Source organism: Amaricoccus macauensis (assembly GCF_049800915.1).
Taxonomy (GTDB): domain Bacteria; phylum Pseudomonadota; class Alphaproteobacteria; order Rhodobacterales; family Rhodobacteraceae; genus Amaricoccus; species Amaricoccus macauensis_A.
Genome location: NZ_JBNAFY010000001.1, coordinates 170,472 through 189,317, shown reverse-complemented (window position 1 = coordinate 189,317; position 18,846 = coordinate 170,472). Strand labels below are relative to the sequence as shown.

General features: G+C 62.8%; 17 protein-coding genes. 5 read left to right on the top strand and 12 right to left on the bottom strand.

Annotated elements, in window-relative coordinates:
• Positions 1–66 precede the first annotated feature (66 nt).
• From lnt to ACP15W_RS00755, 6 genes are all read right to left on the bottom strand, one after another.
• Positions 67–1,566, bottom strand: coding sequence for an apolipoprotein N-acyltransferase (gene lnt, locus ACP15W_RS00780; RefSeq protein WP_424930919.1), 1,500 nt, complete (start codon positions 1,564–1,566; stop codon positions 67–69).
• 68 nt (positions 1,567–1,634) lie between these two features.
• A complete protein-coding gene (locus tag ACP15W_RS00775) occupies positions 1,635–2,567 on the bottom strand; it encodes a hemolysin family protein (protein ID WP_424930918.1) in 933 nt (310 codons plus the stop codon).
• A 39-nt stretch (positions 2,568–2,606) separates the two neighbouring features.
• Positions 2,607–3,110: an rRNA maturation RNase YbeY gene (gene ybeY / locus ACP15W_RS00770; protein WP_424930917.1), complete on the bottom strand. Its 504-nt coding sequence runs from the start codon at positions 3,108–3,110 to the stop codon at positions 2,607–2,609.
• On the bottom strand, positions 3,100–4,128 hold the full coding sequence (locus ACP15W_RS00765) for a PhoH family protein (protein ID WP_424930916.1): 1,029 nt from the start codon (positions 4,126–4,128) through the stop codon (positions 3,100–3,102). The genes ybeY and ACP15W_RS00765 overlap by 11 nt, the downstream gene beginning before the upstream one ends.
• An 83-nt stretch (positions 4,129–4,211) precedes the next feature.
• Positions 4,212–5,525, bottom strand: a complete 1,314-nt coding sequence (miaB, locus tag ACP15W_RS00760; protein WP_424930915.1) for a tRNA (N6-isopentenyl adenosine(37)-C2)-methylthiotransferase MiaB — start codon at positions 5,523–5,525, stop codon at positions 4,212–4,214.
• Positions 5,526–5,614: 89 nt separating this feature from the next.
• On the bottom strand, positions 5,615–6,028 hold the full coding sequence (locus tag ACP15W_RS00755) for a MucR family transcriptional regulator (protein WP_424930914.1): 414 nt from the start codon (positions 6,026–6,028) through the stop codon (positions 5,615–5,617).
• Positions 6,029–6,451: 423 nt separating this feature from the next.
• Between ACP15W_RS00755 and ACP15W_RS00750 the strand changes: the two genes are divergently transcribed.
• The gene (locus tag ACP15W_RS00750) at positions 6,452–7,330 is read left to right on the top strand and encodes a cation diffusion facilitator family transporter (RefSeq protein WP_424930912.1); all 879 of its coding nucleotides are present in this window, start codon (positions 6,452–6,454) and stop codon (positions 7,328–7,330) included.
• A 17-nt stretch (positions 7,331–7,347) separates the two neighbouring features.
• Here the strand turns inward: ACP15W_RS00750 and ACP15W_RS00745 are convergent, their stop codons facing one another.
• The 4 genes from ACP15W_RS00745 to panC form a co-directional block, all read right to left on the bottom strand.
• Positions 7,348–9,375: a M3 family metallopeptidase gene (locus ACP15W_RS00745; RefSeq protein ID WP_424930911.1), complete on the bottom strand. Its 2,028-nt coding sequence runs from the start codon at positions 9,373–9,375 to the stop codon at positions 7,348–7,350.
• 58 nt (positions 9,376–9,433) lie between these two features.
• Entirely contained in the window at positions 9,434–9,931 is a 498-nt protein-coding gene (locus ACP15W_RS00740) for a hypothetical protein (protein ID WP_424930910.1), read from the bottom strand.
• A 122-nt stretch (positions 9,932–10,053) separates the two neighbouring features.
• A complete protein-coding gene (gene panB, locus ACP15W_RS00735) occupies positions 10,054–10,872 on the bottom strand; it encodes a 3-methyl-2-oxobutanoate hydroxymethyltransferase (protein WP_424930909.1) in 819 nt (272 codons plus the stop codon).
• Complete coding sequence (panC, locus tag ACP15W_RS00730; protein ID WP_424930908.1) at positions 10,869–11,744, bottom strand: pantoate--beta-alanine ligase; 876 nt, start codon at positions 11,742–11,744, stop codon at positions 10,869–10,871. Before panC ends, panB begins: the two co-directional genes overlap by 4 nt.
• A 216-nt stretch (positions 11,745–11,960) precedes the next feature.
• Here panC and ACP15W_RS00725 point away from each other — a divergent pair, with 216 nt between their 5' ends.
• The 4 genes from ACP15W_RS00725 (at position 11,961) to ACP15W_RS00710 (ending at position 16,637) form a co-directional block, all read left to right on the top strand.
• Positions 11,961–14,450: a GcvT family protein gene (locus ACP15W_RS00725; protein ID WP_424930907.1), complete on the top strand. Its 2,490-nt coding sequence runs from the start codon at positions 11,961–11,963 to the stop codon at positions 14,448–14,450.
• A gap of 42 nt (positions 14,451–14,492) precedes the next feature.
• The gene (locus ACP15W_RS00720; protein ID WP_424930906.1) at positions 14,493–14,846 is read left to right on the top strand and encodes a hypothetical protein; all 354 of its coding nucleotides are present in this window, start codon (positions 14,493–14,495) and stop codon (positions 14,844–14,846) included.
• Complete coding sequence (locus ACP15W_RS00715; protein WP_424930905.1) at positions 14,843–15,586, top strand: SGNH/GDSL hydrolase family protein; 744 nt, start codon at positions 14,843–14,845, stop codon at positions 15,584–15,586. Before ACP15W_RS00720 ends, ACP15W_RS00715 begins: the two co-directional genes overlap by 4 nt.
• A 205-nt stretch (positions 15,587–15,791) precedes the next feature.
• The gene (locus ACP15W_RS00710; protein WP_424930904.1) at positions 15,792–16,637 is read left to right on the top strand and encodes an amino acid ABC transporter substrate-binding protein; all 846 of its coding nucleotides are present in this window, start codon (positions 15,792–15,794) and stop codon (positions 16,635–16,637) included.
• 55 nt (positions 16,638–16,692) lie between these two features.
• Here ACP15W_RS00710 and ACP15W_RS00705 read toward each other — a convergent pair whose 3' ends face one another.
• Together ACP15W_RS00705 and ACP15W_RS00700 are read right to left on the bottom strand one after the other, a co-directional pair.
• A complete protein-coding gene (locus ACP15W_RS00705; RefSeq protein WP_424930903.1) occupies positions 16,693–17,664 on the bottom strand; it encodes a threonine ammonia-lyase in 972 nt (323 codons plus the stop codon).
• Positions 17,661–18,554, bottom strand: a complete 894-nt coding sequence (locus ACP15W_RS00700) for an alpha/beta fold hydrolase (protein WP_424930902.1) — start codon at positions 18,552–18,554, stop codon at positions 17,661–17,663. Before ACP15W_RS00700 ends, ACP15W_RS00705 begins: the two co-directional genes overlap by 4 nt.
• Positions 18,555–18,846 lie beyond the last annotated feature (292 nt).

Here is an 18,846-nt window from a genome sequence, read left to right as displayed (position 1 = left end):
CGCGAGCAACAAGCGTGCAGCTTGATGTTTTCCACAAGTCAAAGTTACGGCCTACGCTGAAGCGTTTTATTGTCCGGGTTGACGAAGCATTCCACCATAAACTTTTGATAAAGTTAACTGAAAAATTGGCAGGATTAATAATACAAGCGGCCAATTGCGCACTCGCATATAGATTGTTTCTTCCAGTGGAAGAGCGAGTTGGGCATCTGCGTGACCCTGGCGGCCAAGGGGAATGCTTGCGAGAACTCTTCCGTAAGGGTCTGTAATTGCTGATATTCCCGTATTGGCTGACCGAACGAGCGGCAAACCGTATTCGATTGACCGCGCGCGTGCCTGCGCAAGATGCTGGTAGGGTCCGGAAATTTTTCCGAACCAGGCGTCATTGGTAATCTGCACGAACCAGTCCGGTCGAACCTCCGGAATAGTTGCCTCATTGGTAAAGATTGCCTCGTAGCAGATCAGCGGAAGGAAGGGCGGAAGCCCGGTTTCTGACATGATCACCGGGCCAGGACCCGCATCGAATCCCGTCCCGGTCAGTCCGGTCAGCCCCGGCAAACCCAGACCCGCGACCCGTTTCGCGAGCGGAAAATACTCGCCGAACGGCACGAGATGGTGCTTGTCATAGACCGCGAGCGCGTCCCCCGTCTCCGGCGCAAGCACGGCCAGTGAATTGTACCAGGCCTCTCCAGCGGGGTGATCCGGCTGCCATTCGCGCCGCCGCAATCCAAGCACGACCGTCGCGTCCGGACCCGCGACACCTGCGATCTCGGTTTGCAGTTCCGGTCGCTCTCCAAGCAGGAAAGGCACAGCCGTCTCGGGCCACACGACTGCACTTGGGGCCACTCCTTCCGCCCGCGCCGCGGTTTCCGCGAGCAGGCGTTCGTAGAAAACCTGCGCCATTCCCGGCTGCCACTTGATGTCCTGCGCTGCATTGGGCTGGACCACCCGCACAACGAAACCGTCCGGCCGCAACTCGACGGGCTGTGAAAGCCGCCAGGCTCCGAACCCCCAAAGTGCGCCGACAAGTGCCACCGAGGCCAGAACCGCAGCCGGCCGCGCCAACCCGAGCGCGAGGCCTGCAAGCATCGTGAGGAAATCGAGCCCATGCGGCCCGACCAGTGAAAGCCCTTGCGCGACGGGCGTATCGATCCAGCCGTAGGCGAGCAGCCCCCAGGGAAACCCGGTGAGCACATGCGCGCGCGCATACTCAGCCAGCGTCCAGAGTGACGCGAGGCAGATCACCCGCATGAGAGGTTTGGGACGCAGGAATGTCGTCAGGCCGAAGGCCGCCGCCCAGAAGAGCGAGAGGCCTCCAGCCATGCCGATCAGGGCGAAGGGCGCCATCCAGCCATGGGTGCGGATATCAACCAGAAACGGCTCGACGATCCAGAACAGCACAACCGTGAAATAGCCCGCGCCCGCCGCCCAGCCGATCCGGAACCCGGTCCAGCCTCTCTGCGTTCTGCCATGCAGCCAGAACAACAGGGGCAACGCGAACGCATAGACCAAAGGCCAAGAGACCGGCGCCTGCGCCAACCCCATGAAAGCCCCGGCAGCGGCGGCCACGACGAGCGTCCGGGCCTGGCCAAACTCGACCTGGCACAGATGCCCGCCACCTATCCCCGCGAGAAGGCCTATTCGGCCGCCTCCTGCAAGCGTCCGGCCTCGCCATTGCGCTTCAGTCGCACGCGCAGGCGCTTGATCCGCCGGGCGTCCGCGTCGAGGATCTCGAACTCGTGGCCATCCTCGTGGATCACGATCTCACCGCGCTCGGGCACACGGCCCGCAAGCCGGAAGACGAGACCACCCAACGTGTCGGCCTCCTCCTCCTTGTCGGGAAGGGAAATGCTCACGCCCGACGCCGCCTCGAAATCCTCGAGATCCATCCGCGCCGCCGCCACGTAGACGTCGCGCCCCTCTTCAATCCAGGTCTTGTTCTCGTCCTCGTCATGCTCGTCGGCAATGTCGCCCACGATCTGCTCGAGAAGGTCCTCGATGGTCACGAGCCCGTCCACGCCGCCGTATTCGTCGATCACCAGCGCCATGTGGATACGCGCGATCTGCATCTTGTGCAGCAAGACGCCGATCGGCATCGACGGCGGCACATAGAGCAACGGCCGAACCAGGTCCTGGAGATTGAAGGCCACACTGGACGGGCCGAACCCGAAACTCAGCGCGAAATCCTTGAAATGAACCAGACCCAGCGGCTGATCGAGCGTGTCGTCATAGACGGGCACGCGAGACCAGGTGTGCTCGCGAAAAACGTCCAGAACCTCGTCGATCTCTGCATCCACCGCAACGGCGACGATATCGGCCCGCGGCACGCATACGTCCTCGACCCGCAATGTCCGCATGTTGCGAAGGTTGACGAGCATGTTGCGCGCACGCAGCTGTTCAGCTGCCGCCACGGCACTCTGCTCCCGCTCGTCCTTCGTGTCCCCGTCGTGTTCCTCGCTCTGCCATCCGAGCAGACGCGCTATCAAATTCGAAAGCCCCGGACTCTCTCCGTCTCCGCTTTCGTCACGGGATTGGCCGGTCTGGCCCGTCCCGTCGGCTTTTTCGCCCATGTCTCCTATCCGCATTTCACGCCGCAAACGGCGCCAAGTTCAAGTATATGGATTCGCCACACCCAGACTTGCAAGTGTTTTGATCTCGATTCTTTCCATCTCATCCGCTTCTTCATCTTCTTCGTGATCAAAGCCAAGAAGATGAAGCACTCCGTGAACGACGAGGTGGGTCACATGCGCCTCCAGTGACAGCCCCGCCTCGGCAGCCTCCGCCGAACAGGTCTCGAAGGCCAGCGCCAGATCACCCAGGAAGATCGCCTCCTCCTCCAGACCCGGCCTGGCGGGCTCATCGAGTTCGCCTGAAGGCCAGGAAAGCACGTTCGTGGGCTTTTCCTTGCCCCGAAAGGCCGCATTCAACTCCGCGATCCGCGCATCATCGCAGGCAAGAAGGCTGATTTCATGCCCAGCCGGGGTCATCCCGACGGCCACAAGGCTGGCCGCCGCAGCCCGCTCCGCAAGCCCGCCCATATCCAGATCGGACCAGCGCGGCTCCTCGATGACCACCTCGACAAGGCCCGCGCCCGGCGCGGGGTCAGCTGTCATAGGGTTTGGCAGAATCATAGGCCCGGATGATCCGCGCAACCAGCGGATGGCGCACGACATCCTCGGCGGTGAACCGCGTGAAACCGATGCCCTTCACGTCGCGCAGCACCCGTTCAGCCTCGATCAGCCCGGACATCACGCCCCGCGGCAGGTCGATCTGCGTCACGTCGCCCGTGATGGCCATGCGGCTGTTCTCGCCCAGTCGCGTGAGGAACATCTTCATCTGCATCGTGGTGGCGTTCTGAGCCTCGTCGAGCACCACGAAGGCATTCGACAGGGTGCGGCCACGCATGAAGGCAAGCGGTGCGATCTCGATCTGCCGTTCCTCGATGAGCTTCTGGACCTGCTTCGAGGGGAAGAAGTCATTGAGCGCATCGTAGAGCGGCTGCATGTAGGGATCGACCTTGTCCTTCATATCACCGGGAAGGAATCCCAACCGCTCGCCCGCCTCGACAGCAGGACGGGACAGGATGATCTTGTCCACATGCCCCTCGATGAAGAGCGAGACACCCGCTGCCACCGCGAGATAGGTCTTGCCCGTTCCGGCAGGACCAAGCCCGAAGACCAATTCATGCTCAAAGAGGTTCTGGACGTAGTTCTTCTGCACGGCGGTGCGCGGCTCGACGACCTTACGCCGGGTGCGGATCTCCATGCGCTGCGCCCCGAACATCTCAAGCTGATCGGACGGCGCGCGATCCTCCTCCGGTGGCGGGGTCTCACCGGGCAACATGCGAATCGATGCATCGATATCGCCAGGCGTCACCGGACGGCCCTGTTCGAGCCGTGCATAGAGCGCGCGGAGAACGCGTTCGGCATTCTCGCGCTCGTCGGTCCCACCATGCAGGGCGAGGTGATTGCCCCGCCGGTGTATCGCGATTCCCAACCTTTCCTCGATCTGGACAATATTCCTGTCCAGCTCACCGCAGAGGTCGATCAGAAGTCGATTGTCCGGAAATTCGAGAACGCTATCAGTGTGATCATCCGGGTTTGGGGCGGATTGAGGGGCGTTGATCGCCAATGGTCCTCCGGAAACGCAATGAGTGCAGACGCAGGAGCGACAGTGCCCCAGCCGGACGCACTGCGCAAGATTTTTGGTTGCGTTCAGGCCGCGATCACACCGGCAAGCGAGTTGGCGGTGACCTCGACGATCTTGGCCGTCACCACACGCCCCATCAGCGCCTCATCCGCCTGAAGGTGCACGGCATTGAGATAGGGAGACTTCCCGGCAAGCTGCCCCGGCATCCGTCCGCGCTTTTCCAGGAGAACCGGCAGGCTGCGCCCCACGAGGTTCTGGTTGAACGCGGTCTGCTGCGCCGAAAGAAGCGCCTGAAGCCGGTGGAGCCGCTCGGTCTTGACCTGCTGCGGCACATCGTCGCGGTCCGCCGCCGGGGTGCCCGGACGCGGCGAATAGGCAAAGGAATAAGCCTGCGCGTAACCCACCGTTTCCACCAGTCGCAGCGTGTCCTCGAAATCCGCGTCCGTTTCCCCCGGGAAGCCGACAATGAAATCGCCCGAAAGCGCAATATCGGGGCGCGCGGCGCGAATACGACCCAACAGGTCGATGTATTCGGCCGCCGTGTGCTTCCGATTCATGGCCTTCAGGATGCGATCACTGCCCGCCTGAACCGGCAGGTGCAGGTAGGGCATGAGCTTCGCCTCCTGCCCGTGGGCCTCGATCAGATCGTCTTCCATGTCGTTCGGGTGCGAAGTGGTGTAGCGGATGCGTTCCAGCCCCTCGATCCGCGCCAGTCGTCCGATCAGCGCCCCGAGGCTCGTTCCCGTCTCGTCCCGATAGGCATTCACGTTCTGTCCGAGCAGCGTGATCTCGGCCACGCCCGCGTCCACCAGGTCGCGCGCCTCCGCCTCGATCCGCTCCGACGGGCGGGAAAACTCGGCACCGCGCGTATAGGGAACAACGCAGAACGCACAGAACTTGTCGCATCCCTCCTGGACAGTCAGAAATGCCGAGGGTCCCCGACGCCGCTTCTCCCGCGGAAGATGGTCGAACTTGTCCTCGCTCGGGAAATCCGTCTCCACGGGACGTTCACCCCCGCTCACCCGGTCGAGCATGTCCGGCAAGCGATGATAGGCCTGCGGCCCGACGACCAGATCGACCACGGGCGCGCGCGCCGCGATCTCCACGCCTTCCGCCTGCGCCACGCAGCCCGCGACCCCGATCCGCAGATCGGGCTTCTCGGCCTTGAGCACCCTGAGCCGCCCAAGCTCGGAGTAGACCTTCTCGGCGGCCTTCTCGCGAATGTGGCATGTATTGAGCAGAACGAGATCGGCGGCGTCCGGGCTGTCCACGGTCTCGTAGCCTTGCGGCGCGAGCGCCGATGCCATCCGTTCGCTGTCATATACGTTCATCTGGCACCCGTAGGTCTTGATGAACAGTTTCTTACTGGCCCCGGACATGTCGCTTCCCGAAATAGAAAAAGGCGCGCAATCATAGCACTGCGCGCCCACCTACAGTCGCGCGAAACCGCGCGCAAGTTCCAAGATCGTCAGTTGCGGGGCTTGCGGCCCAGACCGATCTTCTTCGCAAGTTCCTGCCGCTTGGCGGCGTAGTTCGGCGCAACCATGGGATAATCCGGTTTCAGACCCCATTTTGCCCGATACTCTTCCGGCGTCATGCCGTAAGCGGTCATCAGGTGCCGCTTGAGCATCTTCAACTTCTTGCCGTCTTCAAGACAGATGATGTGATCATCCGTAACGGACTTGCGGATCGGAACCGCAGGTGTAAGTTCCACGCTTGCGACTTCCTCGCCAGCGGCAAGTTCCGTCAGCTTTCCGAAAACGGACTGGATAAGGTCGGGAACCTCTCCGTGCCCTACGGAGTTGTTTGCTACGTGGGCCGAGACGATCTCGGCAGTAAGCGCCAGGACATCGCCGCGGTTGATATCGTTCTCTTCGTTCATTTCGCCTCTACTCTGTCCGGACCCGAAGCTTCTGACGGGATTCCCGTGATTTAACTTGAGCCCTCAAATCCATCGCCTGCATTAAGAGCATAACAAGCATTTATTTAGTCTAGCAATGTTTGACAAGGGAAACAAAAACTAAGTTTCTAAATAAATCACGAATTCGTTTTTCGCACAGGCAGCTAGACGATGCTTGGCCAAGCATCGCACCGAAACGCTTCGTAAGCAAACGGCGAAGAAAGCGCAACTAGCGCACAAAAAGTTAATAGGCAAGAACTTGCCAATGGCAAAAGACGTGCCCCCGGCGAATTTGTCCGAAGGCCTCCTTATTTTGGATTCATCCGCTTCATCACCTTAATCTTAAGGCTTTTCGCACATCAGCGCCTGTTGATCTCGCAGCGCAACAGACGCAAGTTCAGCAGCATGATTCAGGCCGAAACACAGACCCGGAACAGGCTCAACATCACCGCCGGCTGCGCCTCGGTGGCGGTGGCGCTTTGTCTCGTCATCGCCAAAGGCTGGGCATTCGCGACCACGGAGTCCCTCTCCGTCGCCGCCTCGCTGATCGATTCGGCCATGGATCTCGCGATATCCGCTGCAGGGCTCCTCGGGATCTTCTACGCCTCCAAGCCGCCCGACGAGGAACACGCCTTCGGCCATACCTCCGTCGAGGATCTGATCGCGCTCGCACAATCCGTCCTCGTGGGCATCACCGGGCTCGCCATCGCCGCACAGGCCCTCATGCGCCTGCCCTCGCCTGCCCCGCTGCGGGCCGAGAGCGAGGGGCTCGCGGTGATGGGGTTCTCGATCGTCCTCACGCTCGCCCTCGTGATCTGGCAGGGACGCGTCGCGGCGCAGACCGGCTCACGCATCGTGGCGGCCGATCGCCTGCATTACCTTTCTGACCTCCTGCCCGCGGCAGGTGCCATGGCCGCGCTCTACGCCTCGAAGCAGCATGGCATTGGCTGGCTCGATCCGGTGATTGCCCTTGTCGCCTGCGGGATCCTGCTGTTCGGGGCCGCCTCCATCGGGCGCGGCGCTTGGGACGCGCTGATGGACCGCCGGGCGGATCGGGGCCAGATCGCCCGCGTCGAGAAGATCATCACCGGCTTTCCAGGTGTCTGCGGCTTTCACGACCTCAAGACGCGCACCGCTGGCTCCCGCGTCTTTATCCAGGTCCATCTCGAGATCGACGGGGACCTCACCCTCCACGAGGCCCATGCGGTCGGCGCCCGCGTCAAGCGCGCCATCGTCGCGGAACTGCCCGACGCGGATGTGCTGATCCACAAGGACCCGGTCTGACGCCCGAGCCCTCTCGCTCAGGCCGCCACAGGCTTCAACCCACGCTGTTCCAGAAGCGCATCGACACCGGGCATCCGGCCGCGGAACGCCATGTAGAGTTCGCCTGCATCGCGTCCGCCGCCCGCACTGTAGATGTGCCGCTCGAGGCGCTCCGCCATGCCCGCATCGAACGCATCCCCGGTTTCCTTGAAGGCCGCGAAGGCATCCGCGTCCATGACCTCTGACCACATGTAGGAATAGTAGCCCGACGAGTATCCGTCGCCCGAGAACACATGCTGGAAGTGGGGCGTCGCATGGCGCATGACGATTGCGCGTGGCATTCCAAGACCGGCGAGGATCTCCGCCTGACGCGCCATCGCGTCGGCCGGCGCCGGGCCCGAATGGAAATCGAGATCCACCAGCGCCGACGCCACATATTCCACGGTCGCGAAGCCCTGATCATAGTTCGACGCCGCGATCAGCCGGTCGAGCAGATTTTGCGGCATGGGTTCCCCGGTCTCGGAATGGCGCGCATGGGTCTTTAGGATTTCGGGCACCTCAAGCCAATGCTCGTAAAGCTGGCTTGGCAGTTCCACGAAGTCCCGCGCCACGCTCGTGCCGGACACGAAGGCATAGGTCACATCCGAGAGCAGGTTGTGCAGCGCGTGGCCGAATTCGTGGAACAGCGTGCGCGCATCATCGAAAGTCAGCAGGTTCGGCTCGCCCTCGGGCGCCTTCGCGAAATTGCAGACATTGAGCACGATGGGCCGCACGTCGCCGCCCAGCTTCTTCTGACTGCGGAAGGACGAGCACCACGCGCCGGACCGTTTCGAAGAGCGGGCGAAGTAATCGCCGATGAAGAGCCCCATGTGGCGCGCACCCTTCTTCACCTCCCAGGCCCGCGCGTCCGGATGATAGAGCGGCACGTCGACCGGCTCGAAACTCAGTCCGAACAGCCGGTGCGCCACATCGAAGACCGCATCGATCATCGCGTTCAACTCGAAGTAGGGCTTCACTTCCGCCTCATCGAGATCGTGCTCCTCCCGCTGGCGCGCGGCGGAATAATACCGCCAGTCCCAGGGCTCGAGGTCGCCGTTGATCCCGTCCGCGTGCAACCGGTCCTCGAGCTTCGCGGCATCGGCTTCGGCCTGCGCGCGTGCCGGCCCCCAGACCGCCATCAGCAGATCGCGCACCGCCGCAGGTGTCTTCGCCATCTCAGGCTCGAGCTTGAAGGCGGAAAAACTGGGATATCCTAGCAGCTTCGCGCGTTCTTCTCTCAGCGCCAGCGTGCGTGCGACAATCTCGCGGTTGTCGGTCTCGCCACCATTCTCCCCGCGGGAGATCCAGGCCTTGAAGGCTTTCTCGCGCAATCCGCGATCCGGGCAGGTTTGCAGGAACGGCACGATCAGGCTCCGCGAGAGCGTGATGACATGCCCCTCCTGCCCGCGCTCGGCGGCGGCGGATGCGGCAGCCGCGACGAGGTAGCCGGGAAGCCCCTCGAGATCCTCCGGACGCAGGGGAAGAAACCAGTCCTTCTCGTCAGCCAGAACATTCTGCGAGAAACTCGTCCCGAGCCGGGCCAGTTCCTGCATGATCTCCGCGAGCCTGTCCCGAGCCGGCCCCTCGAGCTGTGCGCCCGCCCGCACGAACATGCGGTAATAAAGCTCGAGCACGCGCAACTGCTCGGCATTCAGCCCCAGCGTCTCGCGCACATCGAAGAGAGCCTTCACACGCGCGAAAAGCGCGGCATTCATCATCGTTTCCGAATAGAAGGCCGCGAGTTTCGGGCTCAACTCCCGTTGCAGGTCCTGAAGTGCGTCATTCGTATGCGCGCCAGCAAGGTTGAAGAACACCGAGGCCACCCGGTCGAGCAGATCCTCGCCAAGCTCCATCGCCTCGATCGTGTTGGCAAAGGTTGGCACCGCTCCGCAATTCGCGATTGCAGCGATATTGGCGCGCGCCTCCGCAAGCGCGGCCTCGAAGGCCGGTCCGAACTGGTCGTTCTCGATCTCTGCAAAGGGCGGCAGCCCGAAGGGCGTGTTCCAGGTATCGAGCAGGGCGTTCATGAGATTCTCTTGACGGTTGAGGGCGAAGGCCGGACTTTCGCCCCCAGACCGGAAAGGGTCAAGAGCCCGAGCGCAATGTGTCTGCCGCCCCGTCCGCGAAGGCTTTCACGATCGCATCATAATAGGCGGGCGTGGTGGGATTGACCTGTATCGTGCCGCCCTCCTGGACATAGGGCGTCGCATCCTGCGCGGTCGCCGTCACGGTCCATGTCGGATCCGGAACCCCATCGGGCGCGACATCGCCGAGGCTCACCACGCCTGAAAGCCGTGCGGTATCGAGCGAGGCGCCCGCCGTGAAGGTCTCCTCCAGGGTCAACTCATCGATATCCACGGTAACCGGGCGCCCTGTCGGGTCGATATTGCCCGCGAATTCGGCCGCAATCGCGGTTTCCAGATCGCTGCTCAGATCCTGCCAGTATTCGACGGCTTCTCTGCTCTGGATCGCCGCGAGATCGGTGTTCACCGTCACGGACGAGATCAGCAGCGGCTCCGGTTCGCCAGACGCGCAGGCCGCGACAAGCATCGAGACAGGAATGAAAGCCACCAGTTTCTTCATTTCGACCCCCCTTGAGAAGTTGGTCGGGCCAGCCTGGTCCGACCGGTGTCGAAACAAATGCGAATGGGGCCAAAAGGTTCCCGATGACTGATTGGCGGCGGGGGCGACCGGCGGTCCCTTGCCTAGTCTTCAATCGGATAGGTGTGCTTTTCGGAGGGAAAGCTGCGCGCTCGCACGTCGCGCGCGTATTCGCTCACGGCTCCATCGACGATCTCGCCGAGCTCCGCATAGCGCTTCACGAAACGCGGCACCCGTGGGCTGAGCCCGAGCATGTCCTCGAGCACCAGCACCTGGCCGTCGCATCTGGCCGAGGCCCCGATGCCAATGGTCGGGATCGCGATGGCCTCGGTGATCTGGGCCGCAAGCGGCTCGACCACGCCTTCGACCACCACCGAAAACGCCCCGGCTTCCGTGACCGCGCGGGCATCCTCCAGATGCGCCCCCCAGGTCGAACGGTCGCGTCCCTGCGTGCGAAACCCGCCCATCACATGGCTCGACTGCGGGGTCAGCCCGATATGCGCCATCACCGGAATGCCGCGCTCGGTGAGAAAGCGTATCGTGTCGGCCATGCGCGCGCCGCCCTCGAGCTTCACCGCGCCGCAGCCGGTTTCCTTCATCACCCGTGCCGCATTGCGATAAGCTGTCTGCGGGCTTTCCTCGTAGCTGCCGAACGGCAGATCCACGACCACAAGCGCACGCTTCGAGCCGCGCACCACCGCCTGCCCGTGCAGGATCATGTGCTCGAGCGTCACCGGAATGGTCGTTTCCATCCCATGCGCCACCATGCCCAGCGAATCCCCGACAAGGAGAACATCGCTGTGACGGTCCGCCAAGGCCGCGAGCTGAACGGTATAGGAGGTGAGCACGACAATCGGCTCACCGCCCTTGCGTGCCGCGATCTGTGGGACCGTGACACGGCGGATACGGGTTTCTGCGCTCATTCGGCGGCATTTCTCCATGCAACGGCAGGATGGGCGACAACACGCTGATCGATCAGAAGCACATCGCCGAACCGCACGGCCAGCAGGATCACCACCGGCTTCTCGATTGCCCCGCGCACAGGGTTCAGCGTCGTGGCGCAACGGATATCGACGGCTTCGACCGTGCCCCGCGGCTCTTCGGCCAGGGTCTCATGCACCAGCCGGCGAAGACTTGTGACGTTCGTGGGCCCTTCGGCGACATGGGCCTGCGCCGCATCGAGCGCGCGGTTGAGCACGACAGCCGCCGCACGATCCTCGGGCGTCAGCCGCATGTTGCGAGAGGACATGGCAAGCCCGTCCGCCTCGCGCACCGTCGGCACGCCCACGACCTCGATCGGGAAGTCCAGATCCTCAACCATCCGGCGAATCACCTGGAGCTGCTGGTAGTCCTTCTCGCCGAAATAGGCGCGCTCGGGCTGAACCAGGTTGAAGAGCTTCGCCACGACCGTCGTCACGCCGCGGAAATGCCCCGGCCGGAGCTTGCCCACCAGGATCCGCGCCAGATGCTGCGTCTCGACAACGGTCTCGCTGCCCTCCGGGTAGATCTCCGCGACTTCGGGCAGGAACAGCACATCGACGCCCGCGGCCTCGAGCTTGGCGCGGTCACCGTCTACGTCGCGCGGATAGACCTCGAAATCCTCGTTGGGACCGAATTGCGTCGGATTGACGAAGATCGACACGACCACGCGGGCATTCTCCCGGCGCGCCTGTCGCACCAGTTCGATATGCCCGTCATGCAGCGCACCCATCGTGGGCACGAATCCCAGATCGCCCTCGCGCCGCAATCGCGCAAGTTGAGACCGCAACTCCGCCTTCGTCTTGCACACGATCATGTGCATCTTCCCCCGGTCACGTCGGCATTTCTGCCCGCAAGCGGACATGCCGACCCCTGCGGCTAAGTAGCGTTTCTGCCCTCATCCTGCAAGCAATGCCCGCATTTTAGCCATGCCCACGTCGCAATCGCACCTCGTTTCGTCGGGCAAACTGCGGCGGACGCGCGCCCGAGCGGGCAGAGTGCATCCCGGAACCCCACACGGAGAGTCGCGGAAATGAAGTCGCATGTACGGGCGTTGGTTGTCGGTGGCGGAGCGGTCGGAGCCTCGATCGCCTATCACCTTGCAAAGGCAGGGTGGCAGGATGTGCTCCTGCTCGAGCGCGACGAGCTGACCTCCGGCTCGACATGGCACGCGGCAGGCCTCCTGCCCCTCTTCAACATGAGTTTCGCCACGAGCCACATCCACGACTACTCCGTGAAGCTCTACAAGACGCTTGAGGAGGAAACCGGCCTCAACGCGGGCTTTTCCGTGGTCGGCAACCTCCGCATGGCCCAGACACGGGCGCGCATGGACGAATACATGGTCTATGCCACCACCGCCGAAACCGTGGGCATTCCCTATGAATGGCTCTCCCCAGCCCAGATCAAGGAGCGCTGGCCGCTGGTGCGCACCGAGGATCTCGAAGGCGCGCTCTTTCACCCCACCGACGGCTACATCAACCCCGCCGATGTCACCCAGGCCATGGCAAAGGGCGCGCGCCAGCGCGGGGTCGAGATCGTCCGCAAGGCACAGGTCAACAGCTTCGAATGGACCGGCTCCGAATGGATCGTCCGTGGCTGCAAGATGGTGGAAAAAGGAGGCAACCTCGTGCCCTCCGAGGAAACCTTCGAGGTCCGCGCCGAACATGTGGTGACGGCATCAGGCAATCACGCCCAGCGCACCGCGAAGATGCTGGGCATCAAGATGCCCGCGATCCCGGTCGAGCACCAGTTCATCGTCACCGAGCCCGACCCGGCGCTGCTCGAGTATCGCAAGACCCACGGTGAACATCCCGTCCTGCGCGACGCCGATGCCAAATGGTATGTCCGCGAGGAACGCGGCGGCTGGATTCTCGGCCCCTACGAGCGAAACGCGCCCGCGCGCTTCGAATGGGGCGTGCCTGACAGCTTCCGCGCTGACCTCTTCCCCCTCGATCTCGACCGGATCGAGGAGGAATACATGTCGATGATCCACCGCATCCCGTCCTCCGAGAACGCCGGTCTCAAGGACGATTTCAACGGCCCGATCTGTTACACCCCCGACGGCAACCCGCTTGTGGGTCCCGCGCCCGGCCTGCGCAACATGTGGCTCGCCGAGGGCTTCTCCTTCGGCATCACGGCGGCGGGCGGCACCGGCTACTACCTCGCCCAGATGATGACGGAAGGCGAAGCCGAGATCGACATGGCCTCGCTCGACCCCAAGCGCTTCGGCAACTGGATGACCACCGAATACGCCGCGCGCAAGAACGAGGAAGCCTACGAACACGTCTACATCCTCCACCACCCCGACGAGGAGCGCCCGGCCTGTCGCCCGCTGCGCACGGCCCCCTGCTACGACCGCATGAAGGCGCAAGGCGCGCAGTTCGGCTGCGTGAACGGCTGGGAGCGCCCGAACTACTTCGCGCCAAAGGATTTCAACGACCACGACGCGCGCTCCTTCCGCCGTGGCGGCTGGTGGCAGTATGCGGCCGAGGAAGCCAAGGCCGTCCGTGAAGGCGTGGGCCTGATCGACGCGACCGCCTTCACCAAGCACGTGCTGACCGGGCCGGGCGCGACCGCGTTTCTCGACTGGTTTACCTGCAACAAGCTGCCGAAGGTGGGCCGCATCAACCTGACTTACGCGCTCACGGCCAATGGCACCACGCGCACGGAATACACCATCGTGCGCACCGGCGAGGACAGCTACTACCTCGTCTCCGCCGGCGCCTGGCACAATTACGATCAGGACTTCCTGATGAAGGCGATCGACGACAAGATCGCCGAGTTCGGCCCGATGTATCTGGCGGACGTCACCACCCAGTTCGGCGTCTTTGCCATTGCGGGCCCGAAATCCCGTGATGTCCTTTCGCAGCTCATCAGTGACCCCGAGCCCGCAACCGCCCTGTCGAACAAGCGCTTCCCGTGGCTTTCGGCGCAGAACATCGAGCTGAAGATGGTGCCCACCACCGCCATCCGCGTGGCCTACACCGGCGAACTCGGCTGGGAGCTGCATCACCCGATGGAGATGCAGAACCACCTCTTCGACAGGCTCATGGAAGCCGGCGAACCGCATGGCCTCAAGCTCGTGGGTGCCCGCGCGCAGAACTGGCTGCGGCAGGAAAAGAGCTACCGCGCCTTCGGCACCGAACTGGGCCGGGACGCCACGCCGCTCGAAGCCGGGCTCGACCGCTTCGTGGACCTGTCCAAGGATTTCCACGGCAAGGCCGCGATGGAGGGAAAAGGCATCCGCTCGCTCTGCGTCACGCTCCTGATCGACGGACCGGAAGATGCCGATCCCTGGGGCCGGGAAGCCCTCTATGATGGCGACACCAAGGTCGGCCGGCTGACCTCGGGCGGCTATTCCGTGGCCTTCGGCAAGTCGGTCGGCATGGGCTATGTCCGCCCCGATCTCGCGAAACCCGGCACGAAGCTGAAGGTGAAGATGTTCGACCGGCTCTGGGACGCCGAAATCACCGAGGACTCGCCCTACGACCCGAAGAACGCGACCATCCGCGCCGACGGGTAGACCTCCGGCACATCGGCGCTTCCGCACCACGGTAATTTCCGGATGCGGCGGCGCCGAAACTTCAGGCAGCACCTCGGGAATGTCCCGGACGATATTCCCGAACACCCCAGGGTGCTGCCCGTCGACTTCCCCATATCGCTCGCCACGATCGACGAAGCCGTTCACCGTTCCGAGAGCGAAACCGGGCACCGCAACCCCGCCATCGTCGCACATGCCGCCCTCCCTTTCCGGGGGCACCCCTTCCCCGCGCTGCCACCTGTCAAAGGCGAATTCACCCCCGACAATGGTCGCAATTCGCGCAAGGCAACGGGCCGGGCTAACCTCACGAACCGCCGGATACAGGCGGATGACGCGGCGGATCAACCGTCGCGCACCGGAAGAGGAAACCCCACATGAAACACGTCGGCACCGCCGTTCTCCTGGCCACGCTCTTTGGTGCGGCTGCAAGCCCCGGCCTCGCCCAGGACTCCGAGACCAAAAACATCCTCGTCTTCGGAGACAGTCTCACATGGGGATGGGTGCCGACCTCCCCCGTGGTTCCGACCACCCGGCACGCTCCGGAAGACCGCTGGACTGCCGCCATGGCCGAGACGCTTGGTGACGACTACAGCATCGTCGTCGAGGGCCTGAGCGCCCGCACCACGAACATCGACGATCCGACCGATGACATTCTCAACGGGTCTGAGTATCTGCCCGCGGCGCTCATGAGCCACGATCCCCTCGATCTCGTGATCATCATGCTCGGCACGAACGACACCAAGACCTATCTCGACCGCACGCCACTGGAAATCGGGCTCGGCGCGGGCGAGCTGATCAACATCGTTCATGAATCGCCCTGGGCCTTCACCGAGAATCCCGCTCCGCGCGTCCTGCTCATCAGCCCGCCACCGCTCGGCGACGAGATCGGGGTCGAGGCACGGGAAGCCTTCGATGAAACGAGCAAGGAGAAGAGCGCGGCCCTGGCTGAAATCTATGCCAAGGTCGCCGATCTTGCCGGGGAGTATTCCTTCGCGGCCGGCTCGGTGATCGAGACCGACGGGGTGGATGGCATCCACTTTACCGCCCAATCAAACAGAGTTCTCGGTGAAGCGGTCGCCGCCGAAGTGCAGTCGATTTTCGGCGGTCTCACGCAGTAGAAGGTTCCGGCATGGCCCTCGCGGTCATGCCGTTGCACATTCGGTTCGTATGGTCGCGCGTAAGTATGGTTTCCATATCGAATCCATACTGTTTCCATACAGCGAATCCTGCCGTATTTGCGGGTCACATTTCGTGAGCGGTGCCGGCTTGGAACCCCGTTCCATGCAGGATAGGTTGCGCGCAAATTTCAGTCCCGGAGCCCATATGAGACGCGCTGTCAGCATTGCCCTAGCCCTTTTCGCGACCTTCGCCGCCTTGCCCACGTCGGCGCAAACCATTGATCGCATTAAAGAAACAGGCGAGCTACGGCTGGGCTTTCGAACCGATGCAGCCCCCCTGTCCTATCTCGGTGAGGGCAATCAGCCTCGCGGCTACACGCCGATGCTCTGCGCCCGCGTGGCGGAGCTTCTGGCCATCGACCTTGATCTGGACGACCTCACGGCGAACTTCATCCCCGTAACCACCGAGAATCGTTTTGAAAAAGTCGCCAACGGCGAAATCGATCTCCTCTGCGGCGCCGCGACCATCACCATCGAGCGCCGGGCACAGGTCGACTTCTCCCTGCCGGTTTTCGTGGATGGCACCGCCGTCCTCATGCCGATCGAGGCAGAGAGAGATCTCTCCGAACTCGAGGGGAAATCCATCGGCGTCCGGAGCGGCACGACAACACAGGAAATTCTGACAAACTCCCTGGAAGCTGCTGAACTCTCGGCAGAAATCATCGGTTTTGAGGATCACGAAGCCGGTCTCGCCGCGCTGGAAAATGGGGAGATCTCCGCCTATTTCGGTGACCAGTCGATCCTCTACGGGCTCTTCTACAGAAGCGACATGTCCGAGCGGTTCGCCATTTCCGACAATACCCTGACAGTCGAGAAGCAGGGGCTTGCCCTTCGCCGGGGCGATGCGGATTTCCGCCTCGCCGTGGATCGCGCTCTCAGCCACCTTTACTCGAATGGAACCGTCGAACAGACCTTCGCGGACAATTTCGCCGGCGCGCAGCCCGGCCTCGCACTCCAGGCGCTTTTTCTGATCGCGCCCGAACTGCCCTGATTTTAATGACTTGGCGGTACGGGATCTTGTCTTCCCGGCCGCCACGTCGGTCTCTCTAGGCGTTTGCTATTGCCTTGGAGAACAGCGCGGAATCCACGTTTCCGCCGCTCGCGACCGCGATCACCGCATCACCTGGGACCTCGTCGGACCGGAACATCGCCGCCGCCAGTGCGACTGCTCCACCGGGCTCGACCACAATTTTTAGGTGGCGATAGGCTAGCCCCACGGCCTCTAGCGCTTCCTCATCCGAAACGAGCAGGCCCGGCCCGGCGTGCTGCCTAAGGATCGGAAACGTGAGCTCTCCGGGCTCGGGCGTCAGGATTGCGTCGCAGATCGAGCCCGTCAGTGCCGCGTTCTTCTGCCGCTCGCCCGTTTCGAGCGATCTCTTCACATCGTCGAACCCGACGGGCTCGACAGGCCGCATCCTGAGCCCGGGAGCCGTTGCAGCAAGGCTCAGCGCGATACCGGAAGACAGCCCGCCACCTCCGCAACAGACCAGCACGTCCGCCTGGTTCACCCCGGCCTCCGCGGCCTGCTCGGCAATTTCCAGCCCGGCAGTACCCTGGCCTGCGATCACGTCAGGGAAATCATACGGGGGTATGAGTGTGAGGCCACGCTCGGCCGCCAAGGCGCGACCGATGTCTTCGCGACTCTCCCGCGCGCGATCGTACTGCACGACTTCCGCACCATATCCCTTGGTCCCGGCAACCTTCGCAGCCGGCGCATCTTCAGGCATCACGATCACCGCCGATACCCCGTGCTTCGCTGCCGCCCAGGCTATGCCCTGCGCATGGTTCCCGGAGGAATAGGCCAAGATCCCCCGCGCCCGCACGTCCTCGGGAAGCGCCGAGATCGCCGACCAGGCCCCGCGCGCCTTGAAGGACCCGGTGATCTGGAGGCATTCGGCCTTCACGAGAATACGCCTCCCCGCGATCCGATCGAGGGAAGGCGCATGGAGAAGCGGTGTGCGACGAATATTGCCCGCAAGCCGTGTGCGAGCGGCTTCGATGCGCCGTATGTCAGTCAATTCTTCAGAGCCTCTATGTATTTGCCGATCGCCGCCTGTGCTTCGGGTTCATCGAGGAACGGGATATGCCCCCGATCCTTGACGATGACGTAGTCCATGTCGGGTCGGCGGCGGTGCATTTCTTCGGCGGTTTCGTAAGACAGGATGTCGCTGTTCTCACCCTTGAGCAACAGGAGAGGCAACCCCTCGCACTGATCTAGGAGCGGCCAGAGGTCAGGCCAGTTTCCGGCCTCAAGGCTCGCGAGCACCGCGTCACGGATCTTCGTGTCGTAACGATATTCGAGACCATCCGGTGTTTCCTGCAATGTCCGGCTGACATAGGTGCGCCAATGTTCGTAGGTCACGCCGGGAAACTGTTCCGCGCTCTCGGCCGCAAAACGGCGAATGTAGGGCTCGAGCGTCTCCTCCGGGGGCAGAATGCCAAGGGTCCGAACGATCCGTGCCATTCCCGTCGGATCGATATGCGGACCAATGTCGTTGAAAATGATACCCGAAAGCCGACCACGTTCAGTTCCGGCCAGAGCGAGCGCAATAAGACCGCCGCGAGATGTACCGAATACGACGGCGCGATCCAGGCCAAGATGGTCAAGCAGTTCCACCACATCCCTAGCTTCGACCATGACATTGTAGTTCGAGAAATTCTTGTCGTATTCCGATTCTCCACGTCCGCGCAGATCGAGACGGATGATCCGGGCCCGATCACTGAAAGCCGCAGCAACCGGTTCGAAATCCTCACTGTTCCTGCTGAGACCCGGCAAACATACCATCGGCATGCCGGAGCCCTCATCGAAATAGGCAAGCTTCAACCCATCCGATGACGTGAAGTATTTCATCCTGCCTTCGCGGCCGGCACGGCCCTCTGGCCCTGCAAGGTCCACCCCGGTTTCCATGGCGGTTGCTCCAATCGTTTGTTTCCTCGAAATACCCACACGGTCTTGAGGCCGTATTTAGTGTTGCACGCCGCATTGCGGATCGTTTTATGGGTCCCAATGCGAGTGGCACGCCGAAGTGCCGCGTGTTTCTCTCGCGGGATCATAGTCGGCACTTTGAGGCTTGGAAATGCCCATGCATCGCGCAACCACTCGCCCTTTCATGCCACAGTGTCCATCGCTCGCTTGAGTGCTTCATCAGTTACTCTAGCGCCGCGCAAAAGCAGCTTCCGCCCCCGAATTGCGAAAAGGT